The following is a 17,886-nucleotide window of genomic DNA, read 5'->3' as shown; positions in this document are numbered from 1 at the left end:
TATGCATGCTGAGGGATAAGACATGGCACTGGCACACAACCTGGGCTTTCCACGTATCGGCCGCGACCGCGAGCTGAAAAAGGCCCAGGAAGCCTTCTGGAAGGGCGAACTCGACGAAGCCGGCCTGCGCGCCGTGGGCCGCGAGCTGCGGGCCCGCCACTGGCAGGTGCAGAAAGATGCCGGCATTGAACTGCTACCGGTCGGTGACTTTGCCTGGTACGACCAGGTGCTGACCCACTCGCTGACCTTTGGCGTGATCCCGCAGCGCTTTCGCAGCCACGACGGTGCCCAACCCACCCTGCAAACCCTGTTCGCCATGGCGCGCGGCGCTGTGGGTGACAGCTGCTGCGGTGGTGCCCACGCCCAGGAAATGACCAAGTGGTTCGACACCAACTACCACTACCTGGTCCCAGAGTTTACCGCCGACCAGCAGTTCGCCCTCAGCTGGGAGCAGTTGTTCGAAGAAGTGCAAGAAGCCCAGGCCTTGGGCCACGCGGTCAAACCGGTGCTGATCGGCCCACTGACTTACCTGTGGTTGGGCAAGGCCAAGGGCGGCGATTTCGACAAACTGGAGCTGCTCGATCGCCTGCTGCCGCTGTATGACCAGATCCTCAATCGCCTGGCTGGCCAAGGCGTGGAATGGGTGCAGATCGATGAGCCGATCCTGGCCCTGGACCTGCCGCAAGACTGGAAAAACGCCTACGAGCGCGTCTACAACATCCTTCAGCGCGCGCCGCTGAAGAAGCTGATCGCCACCTACTTCGGCGGCCTGGAAGACAACCTGGGGCTGGCCGCCAACCTGCCGGTCGACGGCCTGCACATTGACCTGGTGCGGGCACCCGAGCAGTACCCGACCATCCTCGACCGCCTGCCGGCTTACAAGGTGCTGTCGCTGGGCCTGGTCAATGGCCGCAACGTCTGGCGCTGCGACCTGGAACAGGCGCTGGAGGTACTGCGCCACGCCCACGAACGGCTGGGTGAGCGGCTGTGGGTGGCGCCGTCCTGCTCGCTGCTGCACAGCCCGGTGGACCTAGCCCGGGAAGACCAGCTGGATGCCGAACTGCACAGCTGGTTGGCTTTCGCCGTGCAAAAATGTCAGGAGGTGGCACTGCTGGCCAAGGCCATCAATGCCCCGCAAGCGGCCGAGGTGGTCGCCGCGCTGGCGCAGAGCCGGGCGGTGCAAGCCAGCCGCGCCGCTTCGCCGCGCATTCACAAACCTGCCGTGCAAGCCCGTCTGGCAGCCATCAAGCCCGCTGACAGCCAACGCCAGTCAGCGTTTGCCCAACGTATCGTCAAGCAGCGTGCGGGGCTGGACCTGCCGCCGTTCCCGACCACCACCATCGGCTCGTTCCCGCAGACTTCGGCGATTCGCTTGGCGCGTCAGGCCTACAAGCAGGGCAAGCTGACCCAGGCCGATTACGTCGAGGCCATGCACAGTGAAATCCGCCATGCGGTGAAAATCCAGGAGGACCTGGGCCTGGATGTACTGGTGCACGGCGAGGCCGAACGCAACGACATGGTCGAGTACTTCGCCGAGCAGCTCGACGGCTATGCGTTCACCCGCTTCGGCTGGGTGCAGAGCTATGGATCGCGCTGCGTGAAACCTGCAGTGATCGTGGGTGACCTGAGCCGGCCGAAGGCCATGACCGTGGAATGGATCAAGTACGCCCAAGGCCTGACTGACAAGGTAATGAAGGGCATGCTGACTGGCCCGGTGACCATGCTGATGTGGTCGTTCCCGCGGGAAGACGTAAGCCGCCAAGTGCAGGCGCGCCAGCTGGCGCTGGCGATCCGCGACGAAGTGGTCGACCTGGAAGCGGCGGGTATCAAAATTGTGCAGATCGACGAAGCGGCGTTCCGTGAAGGCCTGCCGCTGCGCCACGGCGCCTGGGCCCATTACCTGGAGTGGGCCACCGAAGCCTTCCGCTTGTGTGCCTCGGGGGTGCGTGACGAAACTCAGATACACACCCACATGTGCTACAGCGAGTTCAACGACGTGATCGAGTCGATCGCGGCGATGGATGCCGACGTGATCACCATCGAGACCTCACGGTCGGACATGCAACTGCTGGCGGCGTTCGAGCGGTTCGCCTACCCCAACGAGATCGGCCCGGGGGTGTATGACATTCACTCGCCACGGGTGCCGAGCCGTGAGGAAATGGTCCAGCTGCTGCGCAAGGCTGCCCGGCGCATTCCCGCCGAGCGGCTGTGGGTCAACCCAGATTGCGGGCTGAAGACCCGTGGCTGGCCGGAGACCGAGGCAGCGCTGATCAATATGGTTGCCGCTGCTCGCGAGTTGCGCGCTACCGCCTGATTATTCGCTGCCTGTACCGGCTTCTTCGCGGGTAACCCCGCTCCCACAGGCACCCACGGATGCTCAATCCAGTGATATCCCTGTGGGAGCGGGTTTACCCGCGAAGAGGCCGGGCCTGTTCAATTCAACCTGTGATCAACGCTCTATGGCCAAGGCCACGCCTTGCCCGCCGCCGATGCACAGGGTCGCCAGGCCTTTCTTGGCATCTCGCTTGATCATCTCGTGCAGCAGGGTCACCAGCACCCGGCACCCGGACGCCCCAATCGGGTGGCCGAGGGCAATCGCCCCGCCATTCACGTTGACCCGCGCCGCATCCCATTCCAGCGCTTTGCCCACCGCCAGCGCCTGCGCGGCAAAGGCTTCGTTGGCTTCGATCAGGTCCAGCTCGGCCAGCTGCCAGCCGGCCTTGGCCAGGCAGCGCTGGGTCGCAGAAACCGGGCCAATGCCCATGATCGCCGGGTCTACACCCGCACTGGCGTAAGCCGCGACCCGGGCCAGCACCGGCAGGCCCAGGGCTTTGGCCTTGGCGGCACTCATCAGCAGCACGGCGGCGGCGCCGTCATTCAGGCTGGAGGCGTTGCCGGCGGTGACGCTGCCGTCCTTCTTGAACGCCGGGCGCAGCTTGGCCAGGGAGTCGGCAGTGGTATCCGGGCGTGGCTGCTCGTCCCGCGCGAAGACCTTAGGGTCACCCTTTTTCTGCGGTAGCACGATCGGAGTGATTTCGTCGTCGAAGCGGCCGGCCTCGATCGCTGCCACTGCCTTGCGCTGCGACTCGGCGGCAAAGGCGTCCTGCTGTTCACGGCTGAGGCCGTACTGGTCCACCAGGTTTTCGGCGGTGATACCCATGTGGTAGTCGTTGAAGGCATCCCACAGGCCGTCGGTGATCATGCTGTCGATCAGCTGGCCATGGCCCATGCGCTGGCCGGTACGGGCCGAGGGCATCACGTAGGGGGCAAGGCTCATGTTTTCCTGGCCGCCGGCGATCACCACCTCGGCGTCACCGCAGCGGATGGCCTGGGCGGCCAGGTGCAGCGCCTTGAGGCCCGAGCCGCAGACCTTGTTCAGGGTCAGTGCCGGTACGCTGAAGGGCAGGCCGGCTTTCAGCGCAGCCTGGCGGGCCGGGTTCTGCCCGGCACCGGCGGTTAGCACCTGGCCGAGGATGACTTCATCGACCTGCGCCGGGTCCAGCCCGGTCTGTTCTAACAGGCGCTTGATCACGGCGGCACCAAGGTCTACCGCAGGCACAGTGGCCAGGGCGCCCTGGAAGCTGCCGATGGCGGTACGGGTTGCGGCGACGATGACCACGTCATTCATGTTGTTGTTCTCCGTGTGAGGGGCGTAATGCCGCAAGCATCGGCGGCTTTGGCTCATTTGTTAAGTTTGTTTTTCTTAGTGATTGATGCGCAAAGCAAATGAATGAGCGTGAAGCGGCGGCGGCATCTAAGCTAAATGACGTGTTTTCTCACACACCTGAATGGAGATAATGCTCATGCGCATCCTGATAGCCCTTACTCTCCTGATCGGCAGCAGCAGTGCATTCGCCGCAACCGAATGTACCAAAGCGGATAAAAGCACCTGGCAGGACCAGGAAAAATTCCAGGCCCAGCTCAAGGAGCAGGGTTACAAGATCAATAAGTTCAAGGTCACCAAGGGCAACTGCTACGAGATCTATGGTTTTGACAAAGAGGGCCGCAAGGTCGAGATCTACCATGACCCGGTGACCGGCAAGGCAGTCAAGACCGAGTACCACAAGTGAACAGCGACCGCACGGTGCAGCTGTGGGACCCGCTCCTGCGGCTGTGCCATTTGTCGATCGCCGTGGTGTTTTTCGCCAATTACTTTTTCAACGAAGAGGGTGATGACTGGCATCAGTGGCTGGGCTACTACGCCCTGGCGTGTGTAGTGGTGCGCGTGGTCTGGGGTTTTGTTGGGCCACGTAGCGCACGCTGGTCCGACTTCTGGCCAACCCCGGCGAGCCTGGCCGGGCATGCCCGGGCGCTGCTACGGGGGGAGCTTGACCCTCACATGGGGCATTCGCCGATTGGCGCCCTGGTGATGGTGCTGATGCTGCTTGGCATTGCCGGCCTGGGCGTTACCGGGTGGGCGTCGCAGGAGGTGGACGCGCTATGGGGCGTCGACTGGCCAATGGACCTGCACAGCTGGCTGGCCAACGCGCTGCTGGTACTGGTGTGTGTGCATGTGCTGGCGGCTATTTATGAAAGCGTGCGCCTGCGCGAAAACCTGCCGTGGTCGATGATTACCGGGCGCCGGCGATATCGCGATTGACTGGCCTGGCCTTATCGCCAGCGTGGCCATAAAGGGCCGGAACAGGCGAACCAGCGTTTTGCATCCCTTTGATCACCCCGTAATATGTGTCGGATAACCTGCAGGGGTAGTCTCACCCTCTGATCAATCGGAAGCGCCCATGGCGGCGCTTTCCCCGGCATAAACCTGACGAGGTACAGACATTGGCCATCATTCATCCTAAGGTCCGCGGTTTCATCTGCACCACGACCCACCCGAAGGGCTGCGAGCTCAACGTCCGTGACCAGATCGAAGCCACCCGCAAGTTGGGCGTGCGCGAGGATGGCCCGAAGAAGGTCCTGGTCATCGGCGCTTCCAGCGGCTACGGCCTGGCAGCCCGCATCACCGCGGCGTTCGGCTTCAAGGCCGACACCCTGGGCGTGTTCTTCGAAAAACCAGGCACTGAGACCAAAGCTGGCACCGCTGGCTGGTACAACTCCGCAGCCTTCGACAAATTCGCCAAGGCCGAGGGCCTTTACAGCAAGTCGATCAACGGTGATGCCTTCTCTGACGAAGCCCGCGCCAAGGTCATCGAGCTGATCAAAAACGAAATGGGCGGCAAGGTCGACCTGGTTGTCTACTCGCTGGCCTCGCCGGTGCGCAAGCTGCCGCAAACGGGTGAATTGGTGCGTTCGGCACTCAAGCCGATCGGCCAGCCGTACAAGTCGACTGCCATCGACACCAACAAGGACACCATCATCGAGGCCAGCATCGAGCCGGCCACCGAGCAGGAAATCGCCGACACCGTCACCGTCATGGGTGGCCAGGATTGGCAGCTGTGGATCGACGCCCTGGCGGGCGCCAACGTGCTGGCCGAAGGCGCCCGCACCGTAGCCTTCAGCTACATCGGCACCGAAATCACCTGGCCGATCTACTGGCACGGTGCGCTGGGCCAGGCCAAGCAGGACCTGGACGAAACCGCGCTGCGCCTGGACAAGAAACTGGCCAACGAAATCAAGGGCGGCGCCAATGTGGCGGTGCTGAAGTCGGTGGTTACCCAGGCCAGCTCGGCTATCCCGGTGATGCCGCTGTACCTGTCGATGGTCTTCAAGATCATGCAGGAGAAGGGTGTTCACGAAGGTACCCAGGACCAGCTGGACCGCATGTTCCGCGACCGCCTGTACCGCGCTGATGGCGCCCCGGCGCAAGTGGACGAAAAAGCCCGCCTGCGCCTGGACGACTGGGAACTGCGCGACGACGTGCAGGACGCCTGCAAGGCCATGTGGCCACAGGTGACCACCGAGAACCTGTTCGAGCTGACCGACTACGCCGGTTACAAAAAGCAGTTCCTCAACCTGTTCGGCTTCGAGCGCGCTGACGTCAATTACGACGAAGACGTGGCCACCGATGTGAAGTTCGACTGCGTCGAGTTGTAATCGGCGGTTCGCCGGTAAACCCGCCCCTACAGCGTTCAGCCAACCTGTAGGAGCGGGCTTGCCCGCGAAAGGGCCGGTACAGCCCAAAAAACTTTGCTAGCGTTGGCACACAACAACAGGGAATGTGCCATGAGCAGCCTCACCCAACCCGCCACTGCCTTTCGCCACCCTGCAGCCGACGGCTACAGCCTCGGTGGCTTCATCTGGCGCCACGCCCAGCCTGACCCCCAGCGCCCGCTGGTGATCATCAACGCTGCCACTTCGGTACGCTGCCGCTACTACTCGCGTTTTGCCGACTACCTGTTTGCCCAAGGCTGCGATGTGCTGACCTACGATTACCGTGGCATTGGCGAATCCCGCCCAGCGTCGTTGCGCGGTTTTCAAGCCTCCTGGAGCGACTGGGGCCGCCTGGATTTCGAAGCCATGCTGGCGCACGCTGCCGAGCATTTTCCCGGCCAGCCAGTGGACGTGGTGGGGCACAGTTTTGGCGGCTGCGCAGTGGGGCTGGCACCCTCTGCGGGCCGGGTACGCCGGGTGGTGATGGTTGGCGCGCAGTTCGCCTACTGGCGTGATTATGCGGTCGACCAGCGCTGGCAACTGTTCGGCAAATGGCATGTGCTGATGCCGCTGCTAACCCGGGTTTTTGGTTACTTCCCCGGCAAGCGCCTGGGTTGGCTGGAGGACACACCATCCGGCGTGGTGCAGGACTGGTCCACCCGTACCCCGCGGTATGAGCAGCGTCCCAGCGGGCGTGCGCTGCAGGCGATACCGTTCGCTCAGGTGCGGGCGGCAACGCTGGCTATCAGCCTGACCGATGACCCCTTTGGTACCGTGGCGGCGACCGAGCGCTTGCTGGGTTATCTACAGGCTGCCGAGCGCCGGCACCTGCGCATCGCGCCTGTGGATATCTCGGTTGAGGAAATTGGCCATTTCGCGTTTTTCCATGATCGGTTTCGCGAAAGTTTGTGGCCGGTGGCCTTGCAGTGGTTGCAGCGGGGCGGGTTGGCGGGTGGGGAGCCTGGAAGGATCATAGGCTGATGTTGTCTGTACCGGCCTCATCGCCGGCAAGCCAGCTCTCACAGGAACATCAGTAAGCCTGAAGGCAGTGGGGTGCTTGTCGAAGCAACTGTCTTGCATAATATCGAATAGCTGGCGCGATCCCTGTGGGAGCTGGCTTGCCGGCGAAAGGGCCGCAAAGCGGCCCCCAGCTATCTCACGCCTTGCGCGCAAGCGGCTGCCCGGCAAACTTCACACCGGCCAAGCCATGCTTGATCAGCGCACGGATATTGCCATGGTCGCTACCCTCGGGCGTGGCCACCACATCACGGTAATGTTCACCAAAGGCTAGCAGCGCTTGCTGGTCGCTCAACCCTTCCAGCAGCGCCAGGCCCAGGGTCTTGCACGAACCTTCATTCTGCCCTGCAGCATTCTCCACGCCGCCATTATTGAAGGCTTGCGGCTGGTAGCTATAGTGCTCGGCAATGAACGCCAGGGTGTCGGCAAACACGTGTTGGCCGCTGGCCAGGCTGGCGCGCAGGGTGTTCAGGTCAGTCACGAGGTTTTCCTTTTTCGAACGCCGCTTGCTGGTCGGCGCTGGCTTCTTTCTGGTATTGGGCTTTCCACTCGGCATAGGGCATGCCGTACACCGCTTCGCGGGCGTCATCCAGGCTCAGGTCGAGCTGGCGCTCGTCAGCTGCGGCCTTGTACCACTTGGACAGGCAGTTGCGGCAGAAACCGGACAAGTTCATCAGGTCGATATTCTGCACGTCGGTGCGCTTTTGCAGGTGTTCGACCAGCCGCCGGAACGCGGCGGCTTCGAGTTCGAGCTGTTGCTGTGGGGTCATGGGCTTCTCTCAGGTCATGCGGTTCTTCAGGTGGCGGCCACCGTTGATGACCACCTGGCTGCCGGTACTGTACTGGCTGGCGAGCAGGTACTTGACCGTCTCGATCAGCGGGCCGGCGCCGGGTTCGAACTCCAGCAGGGCTTTTTTCAGGGTCTGCTGGCGGTAGGCTTCGTCGCCGCCTTCCTTGAGGATCAGCAGCCCAGGCAGGATACCGTTCACATGCACCTTGGGCGCATATTTTTCGGCGAACGACAGCACCATGTTCTGCAACGCGGCCTTGGTGGCGGCGTAGCCAATGTGGCTTTTGCTACCGCGCGACGAGGTTTCGTCGCAAATGTGGATAATGTCGGCTTTATCCACCTTGGCCAGCAAATCGCCCAGGGCCAGGTTGAGGTGGTAGGGCGCTTCGACGTGCAGGCGGAACATGGTTTCGAGGTTGTCGAGGCCGTCGTCGAGCCACAGCGAGGCGTTGTGGATAATCGCGCGCAGCCCCTGGTAATGATTGTGCAGGTAGTCGATCAGGGCCTGGCGCTCGGCCGCCTGGCACAGGTCGGCCTGGAACTGCACGATGTTCGGGTGGGCCGCCTGTGGCTGGACGCTGCGGCTGGCACTGACCACCGTATGGCCGGCCTGTGCCAGTTCAAGGGCCAGGGCCAGCCCGACGCGCTGGCTGGCTCCGGTAACGAGAATGGGGCTGTTCATGTTCGGGGCGGTCAACTTGTCTGTCCTTTGATTGCCGCCCAGCATACCCGAACTGTTTACCGTGTGTAGGGCCTGGCCTCAGCGGCTGCGCAGGGCGCCAGCAGTGGCCGGGGATGCTTGTAACCAGCCGGCCAGCAGGCGGGTGGAGAGGGGGATGAACAGGTAGACCATCACCGGTGTCAGGGCCAAGGTGCTGAACACTACCCGGGGTACCAGGCCCAGCGCTGCCAGCCAGTGGCCGAACACCAGGTTGAACGCCAGCGAGACTGGGAAGAAGGCCAGCCAGATAGCGACGGCCTGCTTCCAGCGCGGCGGTTTTTGCACCCTATTGGTGCCAAACCAGGCGTCGAGGCCGCTCACACGCGCCTCGATGGGGCGTTCGAACAGGCCGTCGCCACGCTGCAACCAAGCCCGACGTGAGGCGGAATGTTCCCAGGTATGCAGGGTGGGTTCGTCGCTGAAGCGGAAGATGATCTGGAACTCGTCGCCATCGGGGGGCGGGGCGAGGATGCCCGAGCCAAGGTAGCCAGGGAAGTCGGTGGCCAGCTGCTCGCCTTCATGCAGCCAGGCCAGCAGGTCCTGGTAGCGGCCATGGGCGGCGCGGCGTGACACCATCAGGGTGACGGGTGGGGTAGACATCGTGTATCTCCTGGCAACAGGGCTGGCGGGTAGCCTGCCCTTTGGCTGTGTGGCCCGGGGTGGTGGGCGACACAGGCGTGCATGCAAGAATCGGGCGCGGATTATCGCCTATTGCCGCTCCTCGGCAAATCTTAGCTGGCGAATGGTCGCAGCCCTGCGCGCGCTGCTGTCGTAGTAGACTACATACCCACTCCGCACACAGGGTATCTCGTGCAGATGAACGAACAGGGACGTAATCCGCTGATCGATGTAGGCCTCATGCAGCAGGACCTGTTTCCGATCCGTGAAGTTTCCCGCCTTACCGGGGTCAATGCCGTGACCCTGCGCGCCTGGGAGCGCCGCTACGGCCTGATCCAGCCAACCCGTACCGACAGTGGCCACCGCCTGTACTCCCAGGCCGACATCGATGATATCCGCCGCATCCTCGGCTGGCTGGAGCGCGGTGTGGCGGTGAGCAAGGTCGCTAGCATACTCGCTCGTGACCATGCCCTTGCGGGGCAGGCAGGCGCTGCGATGGACGCTTGGGGGGGCTGGCAGCAACAGATTCGCCAAGCGCTGCAACGTTTTGACGTGGCGGGCCTGGACCGCCTGTTCGACGAGGTGTTTGCCGCCAATACCCTGGACCAGGTATTCAGCGATGTGTTCATGCCGGTGTGGCGTGATCTGGCGGTCGGGCAGGGCGGTTACGGGCAGGTTAGCGAATGGTTGTTCCTCGACCAGTTCCTGCGTGGCAGGGTAGTTGCCCGCTTGCAGCTCGCCCGTGCGCCGCGCAGCCGCAGGGTGCTACTGGCGCCGTTGCCTGGGCAGAGTCACGAGTTGGAGTTGCTGGTTACCAGCTTAACCCTGGGCAGCGACGAAATTGGCGTGACGCCACTGGCCATCGGCCAGCCGCTGCAGGAGCTGGCGCTGGTCTGCGAACGCCTGCGGCCAGATGCCCTGGTGCTGTTTTCCCACCAGCCGCCCACGGCAGAACTCACCCGGCGCCTGGCGCGTCTGGTGGCAGGGCTGGAGTGCCCGTTGTTATTGGCCGGTGAAGCGGCGGAGTTGGTACAGGACAGCCTGGCTGGCAGCCCGATCGCCTGCCTGGGCGCGCAGGGCAGCGTGATGCGCCAGCGTTTGCGGCAGTTTCTGGCCGGTCAGCTCGATACCTGAGTGTGTAGCTCCGGGTGCGCCCGGCGATGGGCCTGGAGGATATAGTCACGCAGGCGTTCGATTTCTTCGGCCGGGCTTTGGCTGAAGTCGTAGGCAGCCAGGTCCGGGCCGATACGCCGGCCCAGCACGCCCTGCAATTCGATGGGGGGGATGCCGCCGGGGGCGAAGCGCAGTTCGAAGCGGGCCGGGGCCGCTGGCAGGCCACGCACTTCCAGCAACGCACCCTTGAACGAAATATCGCGAACCCACAGGCCGCTGTCCTGCCCGTGGGCATCTAGCAGCGCGCTCGGCTGGTCCAGCGACAGGCGCCAGGGGCGCAACATGGGGCCATCCTCGTAGATTTCCGGTAAACCCAGTTGCAGGTGCAGGGCGTGAAATTCGTCTTCCACCAGTTGCAGCGGGAAGCTGATTTGCTGGTTATTGAACTGGGCCTGCAAGGTCACCTGCTCGTTAGCTACCAAGCGGGTGAGCAAGCTCTGGATGCGGCGGTCGCCATTGACCAGCAGGCTCGACATGGAGTCAGCCAGGTTCAGCTGCGGCGAATGCTGCATGTTCTGTATGAAATCCAGCTCGTCCTGGGTCAGGAGCGCATCTGCTTGCATGATCGAACTCAAGGGTAGCGACGTCTTCAACGTGATTGACCGTGCCTGGTGTACTTGGTTCAGGTGGGCTTGTCGGGTTTCGGACGAACGCGCAGCTGGGCCAGTTCCCGTTCCAGTTCAACCTGGCGGCTGACGTCCTTCTGAATGCCGATGAAGTAGGTACGTTGTTCGCTGTTGTGCCGTACCGGGGTGATCGACAGCTCGTTCCAGAAGGCGCTGCCATCTTTGCGGTAGTTGCGCAGCACTTCGCGGCAAGGGCGGCCTTCGGCCAGGGCCTTGCGGATGCGGGCGCGGCCAAGCTGGTCACGGTCGTCGGCCTGCAGGAAACGGCAATCCTGATAGAGGATCTCGTCACGGCTGTAGCCAGTCAGGCGTTCGAAAGCGGTATTCACGTAGATCAGGATGGTGTCGTCGCCTTCTTGTTCGGCGACCACGATCCCGTCATTGGATGCATCGACCATCGATTGCAGCAGTTGCGCGTTGATCATGTTCGGGCCATTGAGCAAAGAAAGGTTCGAAGATGAGCTGAAGTGGGCGACTTTGGTAGAGGCGGCCTTTTGCCAGCGCTGGATGCTAGTATCCTACGTTTTTACTCAGTTTCGGAATCTCTACCCGATGAAAGTCGCCATTATTTCCGGATCGGTCTATGGCACCGCCGAAGAAGTCGCCCGTCACGCTGAAACACTGCTCAAAGCTGCTGGCCTTCAGGCCTGGCATGCTGCGCGCGCCAGCCTGCAGGACTTGGAAGGTTTTGCCCCTGACGCCTTGCTGGCCGTAACCTCGACCACTGGCATGGGCGAACTGCCGGACAACCTCATGCCGCTGTATAGCAGCATCCGCGATACCCTGCCTGCGGCCTGGCGTGGTTTGCCGGGCGCAGTGATTGCGCTGGGCGATGCCAGCTATGGCGATACCTATTGTGGGGGCGGCGAGCAGTTGCGCGAGCTGTTTGCCGAGTTGGGTGTACGGGAAGTGCAGCCGATGTTGCGCCTGGATGCCAGCGAGACGGTAACCCCCGAGGCCGATGCCGAGCCTTGGTTGGCTGAGCTTGTTCAAGCGTTGAAGGCCTGAGGCATTTACTCAGCCTGTTCGGCCTCTTCGCGGTGAACCCGCTCCCCACCGGTACTGCACAGGCTTCAGAGGCTGCGGTGCCCTGGTGGGAGCGGGTTCACCCGCGAAGAGGCCTGCAAGAGCAACTCATTTCTTGCTGCCAAGCACCGGCCACTCGCTCACCAGCGCCAACCACGCCTGCGCCGCCCGTGACAGGTATGCCCCGCGCCGCCAGATGAAGGCGATATCCCAACGCAAATCCCCCGGCGAGCGCAGCGGCAAGCGCACCACCCCGGGGCGCTCCAGCGCCTGCGCCACCACACGGGGCAGCAACACCACGCCCTGGCCCGCCGCTGCCAGCGCCGCCAGAAAGTCCGCCTGGCCACTGCGCGCACCTTCCTTCGGGGTAAAACCCTGCTGCTGGCATGCCTTCAGCAGCCGGTCGTTAAGCACGAAACTGCGTTGGTAAAGCAGGAACGGGGTATCAGCCAGCTGCTGCAGGTCTACCCCGTCATGGCCCGCCAGGCTGTGGCCGACTGGTAGCAGGACATCCAGCGGTTCGTTGCAGAACGGCTGGTAGTCGAACGCCTCGTCACTGGGCGTGAGGCTGCCGCCTAGTTCCAGCTCGCCACTCCTGACCGCGTGCTCGACGCTGCGGCTGCCGCCTTCGAGCAACTGGATCGCGATGTTCGGGTGGCGCCGTCGATACTCGGCGAATAACCCCGCGAACAGCGCGTCGCTGCCCAACATCGGCAAGCCTAGGCGCAGTTCACCGCGGCCCATCTGGCTGAGGTCGTCCAGTTCGCTGAGCAGCGCCTGACGCTGGCGCAACAAGGCTTCGCCACGCTCCAGCACGATGCGCCCGGCAGCGGTCAGGTGCAGTTGCGAAGCCTGGCGCTCCAGCAGCGGCTGGCCCACATCTTGCTCCAGTTGCGCCACCTGTTTGCTCACGGCCGATTGGCTGATGTGCAGGGTGTGTGCGGCCTGGGTAAAACCGCCGCGGTGGACCACTTCGATAAAGCTGCGCAGCTGTTTGAATTCCATGTTCGCAATTCCATTCTGGAATGGTCGCCAGTCTAACAATTCGCTTCTGGCCTAGGCAGCCGAAACTTAAAATGAGGGCCTGTCGAGGAACCCGCCCATGAAACCCGCGTTATTGAAAAAAGCCCTGCGCCTGCTCGTCGAGTTGGCGGTGCTCTGTGCGCTGTTCCAGCTCGGTGGCCAGCTTGCCAGCTGGCTGGGCTGGCCGATTCCCGGTGGCGTGATGGGCCTGGCAGTGCTGCTGTTGCTGTTCGCCTCGGGTGTGCTCCAGCCAGCCATGTTGCAACGGGGCGCCGGCTGGTTGATGGCCGAGATGCTGCTGTTTTTCATCCCGGCGCTGATGAGCCTGCTCGATTACGGCACGCTGATCCGTGAAGAGGGTTGGCGGATCTTGCTGGTGATCGCCGTGAGCACCCTGATGGTGATGGTGGTAACTGCCTTGACCGTGGAGTTGGTGTGTCGCTGGAGCGTGCGCCATGAGCCTTGAACCCATGCCGCTGTTCTGGCTGGCACTGACCCTGCTGGCCTACCTGGGCAGCCGCTGGTTGTACCGGCGTAGCGGGCGTTACCTGTTGTCGCCGCTGATCCTGGTGCCGGTACTGTTGCTGGCGGTGGCCGTGCCGCTGCACACCGCCTATGCCGAATACGCCCGCAATACCCATTGGCTGATGACTGTGCTGGGCCCGGTGACCGTGGCCTTCGCGGTGCCGATTTGGCAGCAACGGGCCATGCTGGCGCGCCATTGGCCGGCGCTGATGGTCGGCATGGTGGCTGGCAGCAGTGCCTCCATCGCCAGTTCCTGGGGGCTGGCTCATCTGTTGGCGCTGGACAGCGCGACCAGCCTGTCGCTGGTGCCGCGTTCGATCACCACGCCGTTTGCCATGCCGCTGGCCCATGACTTGGGTGGGGTACCGGAGTTGACGGCGGTGTTCGTGATGTTCACCGGCGTGCTCGGCGCCATGTTCGGTGGCGTGCTGCTGCGCTGGTTGCCGTTGCGCACGCCGCTGGCGCGGGGTGCATTGTTTGGCGTCGGTGCCCATGGCGCCGGGGTTAGCCGGGCGCAGGAGGTCGGCCGCGAGGAAGGCTCGGTGGCCGGCTTGGTCATGGTCCTGACCGGCTTGTTGAACCTGTTTGCGGCGCCGCTGCTGGCCATGCTGCTCTGACCGTTCATGCCACTGACTCGCACAGTCATCAAGCTGGCTGGCAATGCAAGTCCCAGCCCATGGGCTGCTGGCTAGACTCAGCCTCGACATAGAGAGCACATGTAAGTGCCGAGGTGACATGCAATGACCGCAGCCTTGCCCTATTCCGCCAACACCACTTCACCGGGACCGTTCTGATGCCCATGGCCGAAATTCCATTGTGCGTCTGGCGTACCCGGGGACAGAGTTTCACTTTCCGGGGCCAGAGCATCCGCTACTGGACCGCAGGGCAAGGAGAGCCCCTGCTACTGTTACATGGCTTCCCCACCGCCAGCTGGGACTGGCATTACCTGTGGGGGCCTTTGAGCCAGCGCTTTCGGCTGATCGCCTGCGACATGCTCGGCTTTGGCGATTCGGCCAAACCGGTGGATCATGTCTACAGCCTGATGGAGCAGGCCGACCTGCAGCAAGCCTTGCTCGCCAAGCTAAAGGTCGACCAGCCGCTGCACCTACTGGCCCACGACTACGGTGGCAGTGTGGCCCAGGAACTGCTGGCGCGGCATCATGAACAGCGCGCCAACATCGCCAGCTGCGTGTTCCTCAACAGCGGGCTGTTCCCCGAAAGCTGCCGCATGCTGCTGATCCAGAAACTGCTGCTCAGCCGTGTCGGCTGGCTGGTAGGGCGCTCGTTCGGGCGCGACGACCTGGTGCGTAACCTGACCCAGGTCTATGGCCCTTGCACCCACCCCAGTGAAAGTGCGCTGGATGACTTTTGGAGCCTGATCGCCGCCAACCGTGGCACGCGCATCCTGCACAAGCTGGCGGGTTACATGGCGGAGCGCAGGTTGCACCGTGGGCGTTGGGTTGGCGCGCTGCAGTGCGAAGGCGTACCGCTGCGCTTCATCAACGGGGTGGTCGACCCGTTGTCCGGCGCGCACATGCTGGAACGTTACCGGCAACTGGTGCCGCAGCCGGACACCGTGCAGTTGCAGGGCATTGGCCATTACCCGCATACCGAAGCGCCGGTACAGGTGCTGCGCCATTACCTGGCCTTTCGTGAACAACCGCTGAGCTACTACCAGGCGAAAGTGGCGTGGTCCTGACAGGGCAATCTGTATTGCCAGTGCCGGCCCCTTCGCGGGTAAACCCGCTCCTACCGGGATATCACTGCACTAAGGCGTGGTGATATCCCGGTAGGAGCGGGTTTACCCGCGAAGGGGCCAGCACTGGCAGAGACTTTTTCGGGGCAAATAAAAAAGGCCGCTGCAAGCCGCAGCGGCCAATCGAGACGTCAGATCAAGGAGCTTCAAAATCTACGTCGGTGAACCTCGCAAGCATGAAAGGCGGGGGGGAGAGCCCTTCATGCCGGCCAGTGGGTTAAGAATAAGCGCTTGATCCTGTGGGAAAAATAGCCGCTTATGACATTCACCTTTACGTATTGGGCAATAGTGCCGCAGGCGCTTAGCCCGCCGGCGAGTAGCCCATGCGCCAGCTGGTTTCGCGCGCGGCTGCCAGTAGTTGCTCGGCAGCCGGGCCATGCTCGTCGGCATGGAAGATCGACGTAGGCCCAACCACGGTCATCACCGCAGCGATCTGCCCCATGGCATTGAACACGGGGGCCGACAGCGCATCCACGCCCGGCATCAGCAGCCCATGCACATGGTGCAGGCCACGTTGACGAATCCCCGCCAGTAGCGCTTGGTAATCGGCGGCGCTGTGTTGCAGCACCGCCAGTTCGCGGTCACGCAATTCCACAGTTTCGCGCTCTGGTAGGTAGGCTGCGAACACCAGCCCGGTGGACGAGGTGAGCAGCGGCAGCACCGAGCCCATTTGCGTCACCACAGTGACCGCACGCACCGCAGGTTCAATACTGACCACCGTCGCCCCCTGGTTGCCCCACACGGCAATAAAGCAGCTTTCGTTCAACGCGTCGCGCAGTTGCGACAACGGCAGCGCGGCAATCTTCAGCACATCGATGCTGCCCAGCGCCGCCAGCCCCACGCGCAATGCTTCGCGCCCCAGGCCGTAGTGATTGGTGGCGGCATCCTGTTCGGCAAAACCGCTGGCGATCAACGCCTGCAGGTAACGGTGCACCTTGCTCGCCGGCATTTGCACATGCTCCGCCAGACGCGACAGCGGGGTGGAGGGGGAGAGTTCGGCAAGGGCCTTGAGGATGTCGGTGCCGACCTCCGCCGAGCGGACTTTCTGCTTGCCGTTGTCGGCGGGGGAGCTGGCTTTGGCCATGGACATCTTCTTCCGGATTCGTCGAGTCGCGCCTTTATAGCTTGACGCATTGCTCGGAGCAAATTACGTTATTCGTAATCTGATTACGATAAAAACAATGCAGACGTGCTGCCACCCCGTTCCGGGCCAGCAGCCAGCTGCCCGCAACGGCTCGGCCAGAGCCCGGAGGCATCGATGAATCGCGATACGTCACCCGACCTTCACTACCTCAGCGGCTTCGGCAACGAATTTGCCAGCGAAGCGCTGCCGGGTGCCTTGCCGGTCGGGCAGAACTCGCCGCAGAAGGCGCCCTACGGGCTGTATGCCGAATTGCTGTCGGGCACGGCGTTCACCATGACCCGCAGCGAGCTGCGCCGCACATGGCTGTACCGCATTCGCCCGTCTGCATTACACCCGCGTTTCGAGCGCCTGGCGCGCCAGCCGCTGACCGGCCCGCTGGGCGCCGTCACGCCCAACCGCCTGCGCTGGAACCCCCAGCCTATCCCCGCCGAACCTACCGATTTCATCGAAGGCTGGCTGCCCATGGTGGCCAACGCCGCGGCGGAAAAACCAGCCGGTGTGAGCATCTACATCTACCGCGCCAACCGCTCCATGGAGCGGGTGTTTTTCAACGCTGACGGTGAACTGCTGTTGGTGCCGGAGCAAGGCCGCTTGCGTATCGCCACCGAACTGGGCGTGATGGAGGTGGAGCCGCTGGAAATCGCGGTGATCCCGCGTGGCATGAAATTCCGCGTTGAGCTGCTCGATGGCCAAGCCCGCGGCTACATCGCCGAAAACCACGGCGCGCCGCTGCGCATCCCGGACCTTGGCCCAATTGGCAGCAACGGCCTGGCCAACCCGCGCGACTTCCTCACCCCGGTGGCGCACTACGAAGAGGCCGAGGGCCCGGTGCAGTTGGTGCAGAAGTTCCTCGGCGAGCACTGGGCCTGCGAGCTGCAGCACTCGCCGTTGGACGTGGTTGCCTGGCACGGCAGCAACGTGCCGTACAAGTACGACCTGCGCCGCTTTAACACCCTCGGTACGGTCAGCTTCGACCACCCAGACCCGTCGATTTTCACCGTGCTCACTTCGCCGACTAGCGTGCACGGCCTGCCCAACATGGACTTCGTGATCTTCCCGCCACGCTGGATGGTGGCTGAGAACACCTTCCGTCCACCATGGTTCCACCGCAACCTGATGAACGAGTTCATGGGCCTGATCAACGGTGCCTACGACGCCAAGGCCGAAGGTTTCCTGCCAGGCGGTGCTTCGCTGCATGGGGTGATGAGCGCCCATGGCCCCGACGCCGAAACCTGCGAAAAGGCGATTGCCGCCGACCTGGCACCGCACAAGATCGACAACACCATGGCCTTCATGTTCGAGACCAGCCAGGTGCTGCGCCCGAGCTTGCAAGCCCTCGAGTGCCCGCAATTGCAGGCCGACTACGATAGTTGCTGGGCCACCTTGCCGAGCACCTTCAACCCGAACCGGAGATAA

General features: G+C 63.1%; 20 protein-coding genes. 11 read left to right on the top strand and 9 right to left on the bottom strand.

Annotated features, from left to right (window positions below):
- Positions 1-22 precede the first annotated feature (22 nt).
- Positions 23-2,314, top strand: a complete 2,292-nt coding sequence (gene metE / locus DV532_RS21170; protein WP_056801626.1) for a 5-methyltetrahydropteroyltriglutamate--homocysteine S-methyltransferase — start codon at positions 23-25, stop codon at positions 2,312-2,314.
- Between the two features lie 135 nt (positions 2,315-2,449).
- On the opposite strand, the gene DV532_RS21165 is transcribed toward metE, so the two are convergent.
- Positions 2,450-3,628: an acetyl-CoA C-acetyltransferase gene (locus DV532_RS21165; protein ID WP_056801627.1), complete on the bottom strand. Its 1,179-nt coding sequence runs from the start codon at positions 3,626-3,628 to the stop codon at positions 2,450-2,452.
- 175 nt (positions 3,629-3,803) lie between these two features.
- On the opposite strand from DV532_RS21165, the gene DV532_RS21160 reads away from it, so the two are divergent.
- The 4 genes from DV532_RS21160 (at position 3,804) to DV532_RS21145 (ending at position 7,032) form a co-directional block, all read left to right on the top strand.
- Positions 3,804-4,070: a PepSY domain-containing protein gene (locus DV532_RS21160; protein WP_056801629.1), complete on the top strand. Its 267-nt coding sequence runs from the start codon at positions 3,804-3,806 to the stop codon at positions 4,068-4,070.
- Entirely contained in the window at positions 4,067-4,600 is a 534-nt protein-coding gene (locus tag DV532_RS21155; protein ID WP_056801632.1) for a cytochrome b/b6 domain-containing protein, read from the top strand. Before DV532_RS21160 ends, DV532_RS21155 begins: the two co-directional genes overlap by 4 nt.
- A 182-nt stretch (positions 4,601-4,782) precedes the next feature.
- Positions 4,783-5,994, top strand: a complete 1,212-nt coding sequence (fabV, locus tag DV532_RS21150) for an enoyl-ACP reductase FabV (protein WP_056801633.1) — start codon at positions 4,783-4,785, stop codon at positions 5,992-5,994.
- Positions 5,995-6,123: 129 nt separating this feature from the next.
- Positions 6,124-7,032, top strand: a complete 909-nt coding sequence (locus DV532_RS21145; protein ID WP_056801635.1) for an alpha/beta fold hydrolase — start codon at positions 6,124-6,126, stop codon at positions 7,030-7,032.
- A gap of 175 nt (positions 7,033-7,207) precedes the next feature.
- Here DV532_RS21145 and DV532_RS21140 read toward each other — a convergent pair whose 3' ends face one another.
- From DV532_RS21140 to DV532_RS21125, 4 genes are read right to left on the bottom strand one after another with little or no spacing between them, the layout of a single operon-like run.
- Positions 7,208-7,549, bottom strand: coding sequence for a HopJ type III effector protein (locus DV532_RS21140; protein ID WP_056801639.1), 342 nt, complete (start codon positions 7,547-7,549; stop codon positions 7,208-7,210).
- Complete coding sequence (locus DV532_RS21135; protein WP_003260708.1) at positions 7,542-7,838, bottom strand: DUF1244 domain-containing protein; 297 nt, start codon at positions 7,836-7,838, stop codon at positions 7,542-7,544. The genes DV532_RS21140 and DV532_RS21135 overlap by 8 nt, the downstream gene beginning before the upstream one ends.
- A gap of 9 nt (positions 7,839-7,847) precedes the next feature.
- On the bottom strand, positions 7,848-8,585 hold the full coding sequence (folM, locus tag DV532_RS21130) for a dihydromonapterin reductase (protein WP_056801641.1): 738 nt from the start codon (positions 8,583-8,585) through the stop codon (positions 7,848-7,850).
- Between the two features lie 33 nt (positions 8,586-8,618).
- Entirely contained in the window at positions 8,619-9,179 is a 561-nt protein-coding gene (locus tag DV532_RS21125; protein WP_056801643.1) for a hypothetical protein, read from the bottom strand.
- A gap of 216 nt (positions 9,180-9,395) precedes the next feature.
- On the opposite strand from DV532_RS21125, the gene DV532_RS21120 reads away from it, so the two are divergent.
- Complete coding sequence (locus DV532_RS21120; RefSeq protein WP_056801646.1) at positions 9,396-10,331, top strand: MerR family transcriptional regulator; 936 nt, start codon at positions 9,396-9,398, stop codon at positions 10,329-10,331.
- Here the strand turns inward: DV532_RS21120 and DV532_RS21115 are convergent.
- Positions 10,316-10,933, bottom strand: coding sequence for a PilZ domain-containing protein (locus DV532_RS21115; RefSeq protein WP_056801648.1), 618 nt, complete (start codon positions 10,931-10,933; stop codon positions 10,316-10,318). The genes DV532_RS21120 and DV532_RS21115 overlap by 16 nt on opposite strands.
- A gap of 59 nt (positions 10,934-10,992) precedes the next feature.
- Complete coding sequence (locus DV532_RS21110) at positions 10,993-11,421, bottom strand: PAS domain S-box protein (RefSeq protein WP_056801650.1); 429 nt, start codon at positions 11,419-11,421, stop codon at positions 10,993-10,995.
- Between the two features lie 127 nt (positions 11,422-11,548).
- Here DV532_RS21110 and DV532_RS21105 point away from each other — a divergent pair, with 127 nt between their 5' ends.
- Positions 11,549-12,004 (top strand): flavodoxin, encoded by a 456-nt coding sequence (locus tag DV532_RS21105; protein ID WP_056801652.1) that lies wholly within the window; start codon positions 11,549-11,551, stop codon positions 12,002-12,004.
- A gap of 126 nt (positions 12,005-12,130) precedes the next feature.
- Here DV532_RS21105 and DV532_RS21100 read toward each other — a convergent pair whose 3' ends face one another.
- Positions 12,131-13,027: a LysR family transcriptional regulator gene (locus tag DV532_RS21100; RefSeq protein WP_056801654.1), complete on the bottom strand. Its 897-nt coding sequence runs from the start codon at positions 13,025-13,027 to the stop codon at positions 12,131-12,133.
- A 97-nt stretch (positions 13,028-13,124) separates the two neighbouring features.
- On the opposite strand from DV532_RS21100, the gene DV532_RS21095 reads away from it, so the two are divergent.
- The 3 genes from DV532_RS21095 (at position 13,125) to DV532_RS21085 (ending at position 15,269) form a co-directional block, all read left to right on the top strand.
- The gene (locus DV532_RS21095) at positions 13,125-13,511 is read left to right on the top strand and encodes a CidA/LrgA family protein (RefSeq protein WP_056801656.1); all 387 of its coding nucleotides are present in this window, start codon (positions 13,125-13,127) and stop codon (positions 13,509-13,511) included.
- A complete protein-coding gene (locus DV532_RS21090; RefSeq protein WP_056801658.1) occupies positions 13,501-14,187 on the top strand; it encodes an LrgB family protein in 687 nt (228 codons plus the stop codon). Before DV532_RS21095 ends, DV532_RS21090 begins: the two co-directional genes overlap by 11 nt.
- Positions 14,188-14,363: 176 nt before the next feature.
- On the top strand, positions 14,364-15,269 hold the full coding sequence (locus DV532_RS21085; RefSeq protein WP_056801659.1) for an alpha/beta fold hydrolase: 906 nt from the start codon (positions 14,364-14,366) through the stop codon (positions 15,267-15,269).
- A gap of 358 nt (positions 15,270-15,627) precedes the next feature.
- On the opposite strand, the gene DV532_RS21080 is transcribed toward DV532_RS21085, so the two are convergent.
- The gene (locus DV532_RS21080) at positions 15,628-16,410 is read right to left on the bottom strand and encodes an IclR family transcriptional regulator (RefSeq protein ID WP_056801661.1); all 783 of its coding nucleotides are present in this window, start codon (positions 16,408-16,410) and stop codon (positions 15,628-15,630) included.
- A gap of 174 nt (positions 16,411-16,584) precedes the next feature.
- Between DV532_RS21080 and hmgA the strand changes: the two genes are divergently transcribed.
- Entirely contained in the window at positions 16,585-17,886 is a 1,302-nt protein-coding gene (gene hmgA / locus DV532_RS21075) for a homogentisate 1,2-dioxygenase (protein WP_056801663.1), read from the top strand.

Source organism: Pseudomonas sp. Leaf58, from assembly GCF_003627215.1.
Lineage (GTDB): Bacteria > Pseudomonadota > Gammaproteobacteria > Pseudomonadales > Pseudomonadaceae > Aquipseudomonas.
The sequence above is the reverse complement of the archived record's forward strand: the minus strand, read 5'-3'. Positions and strand labels throughout refer to the sequence as shown.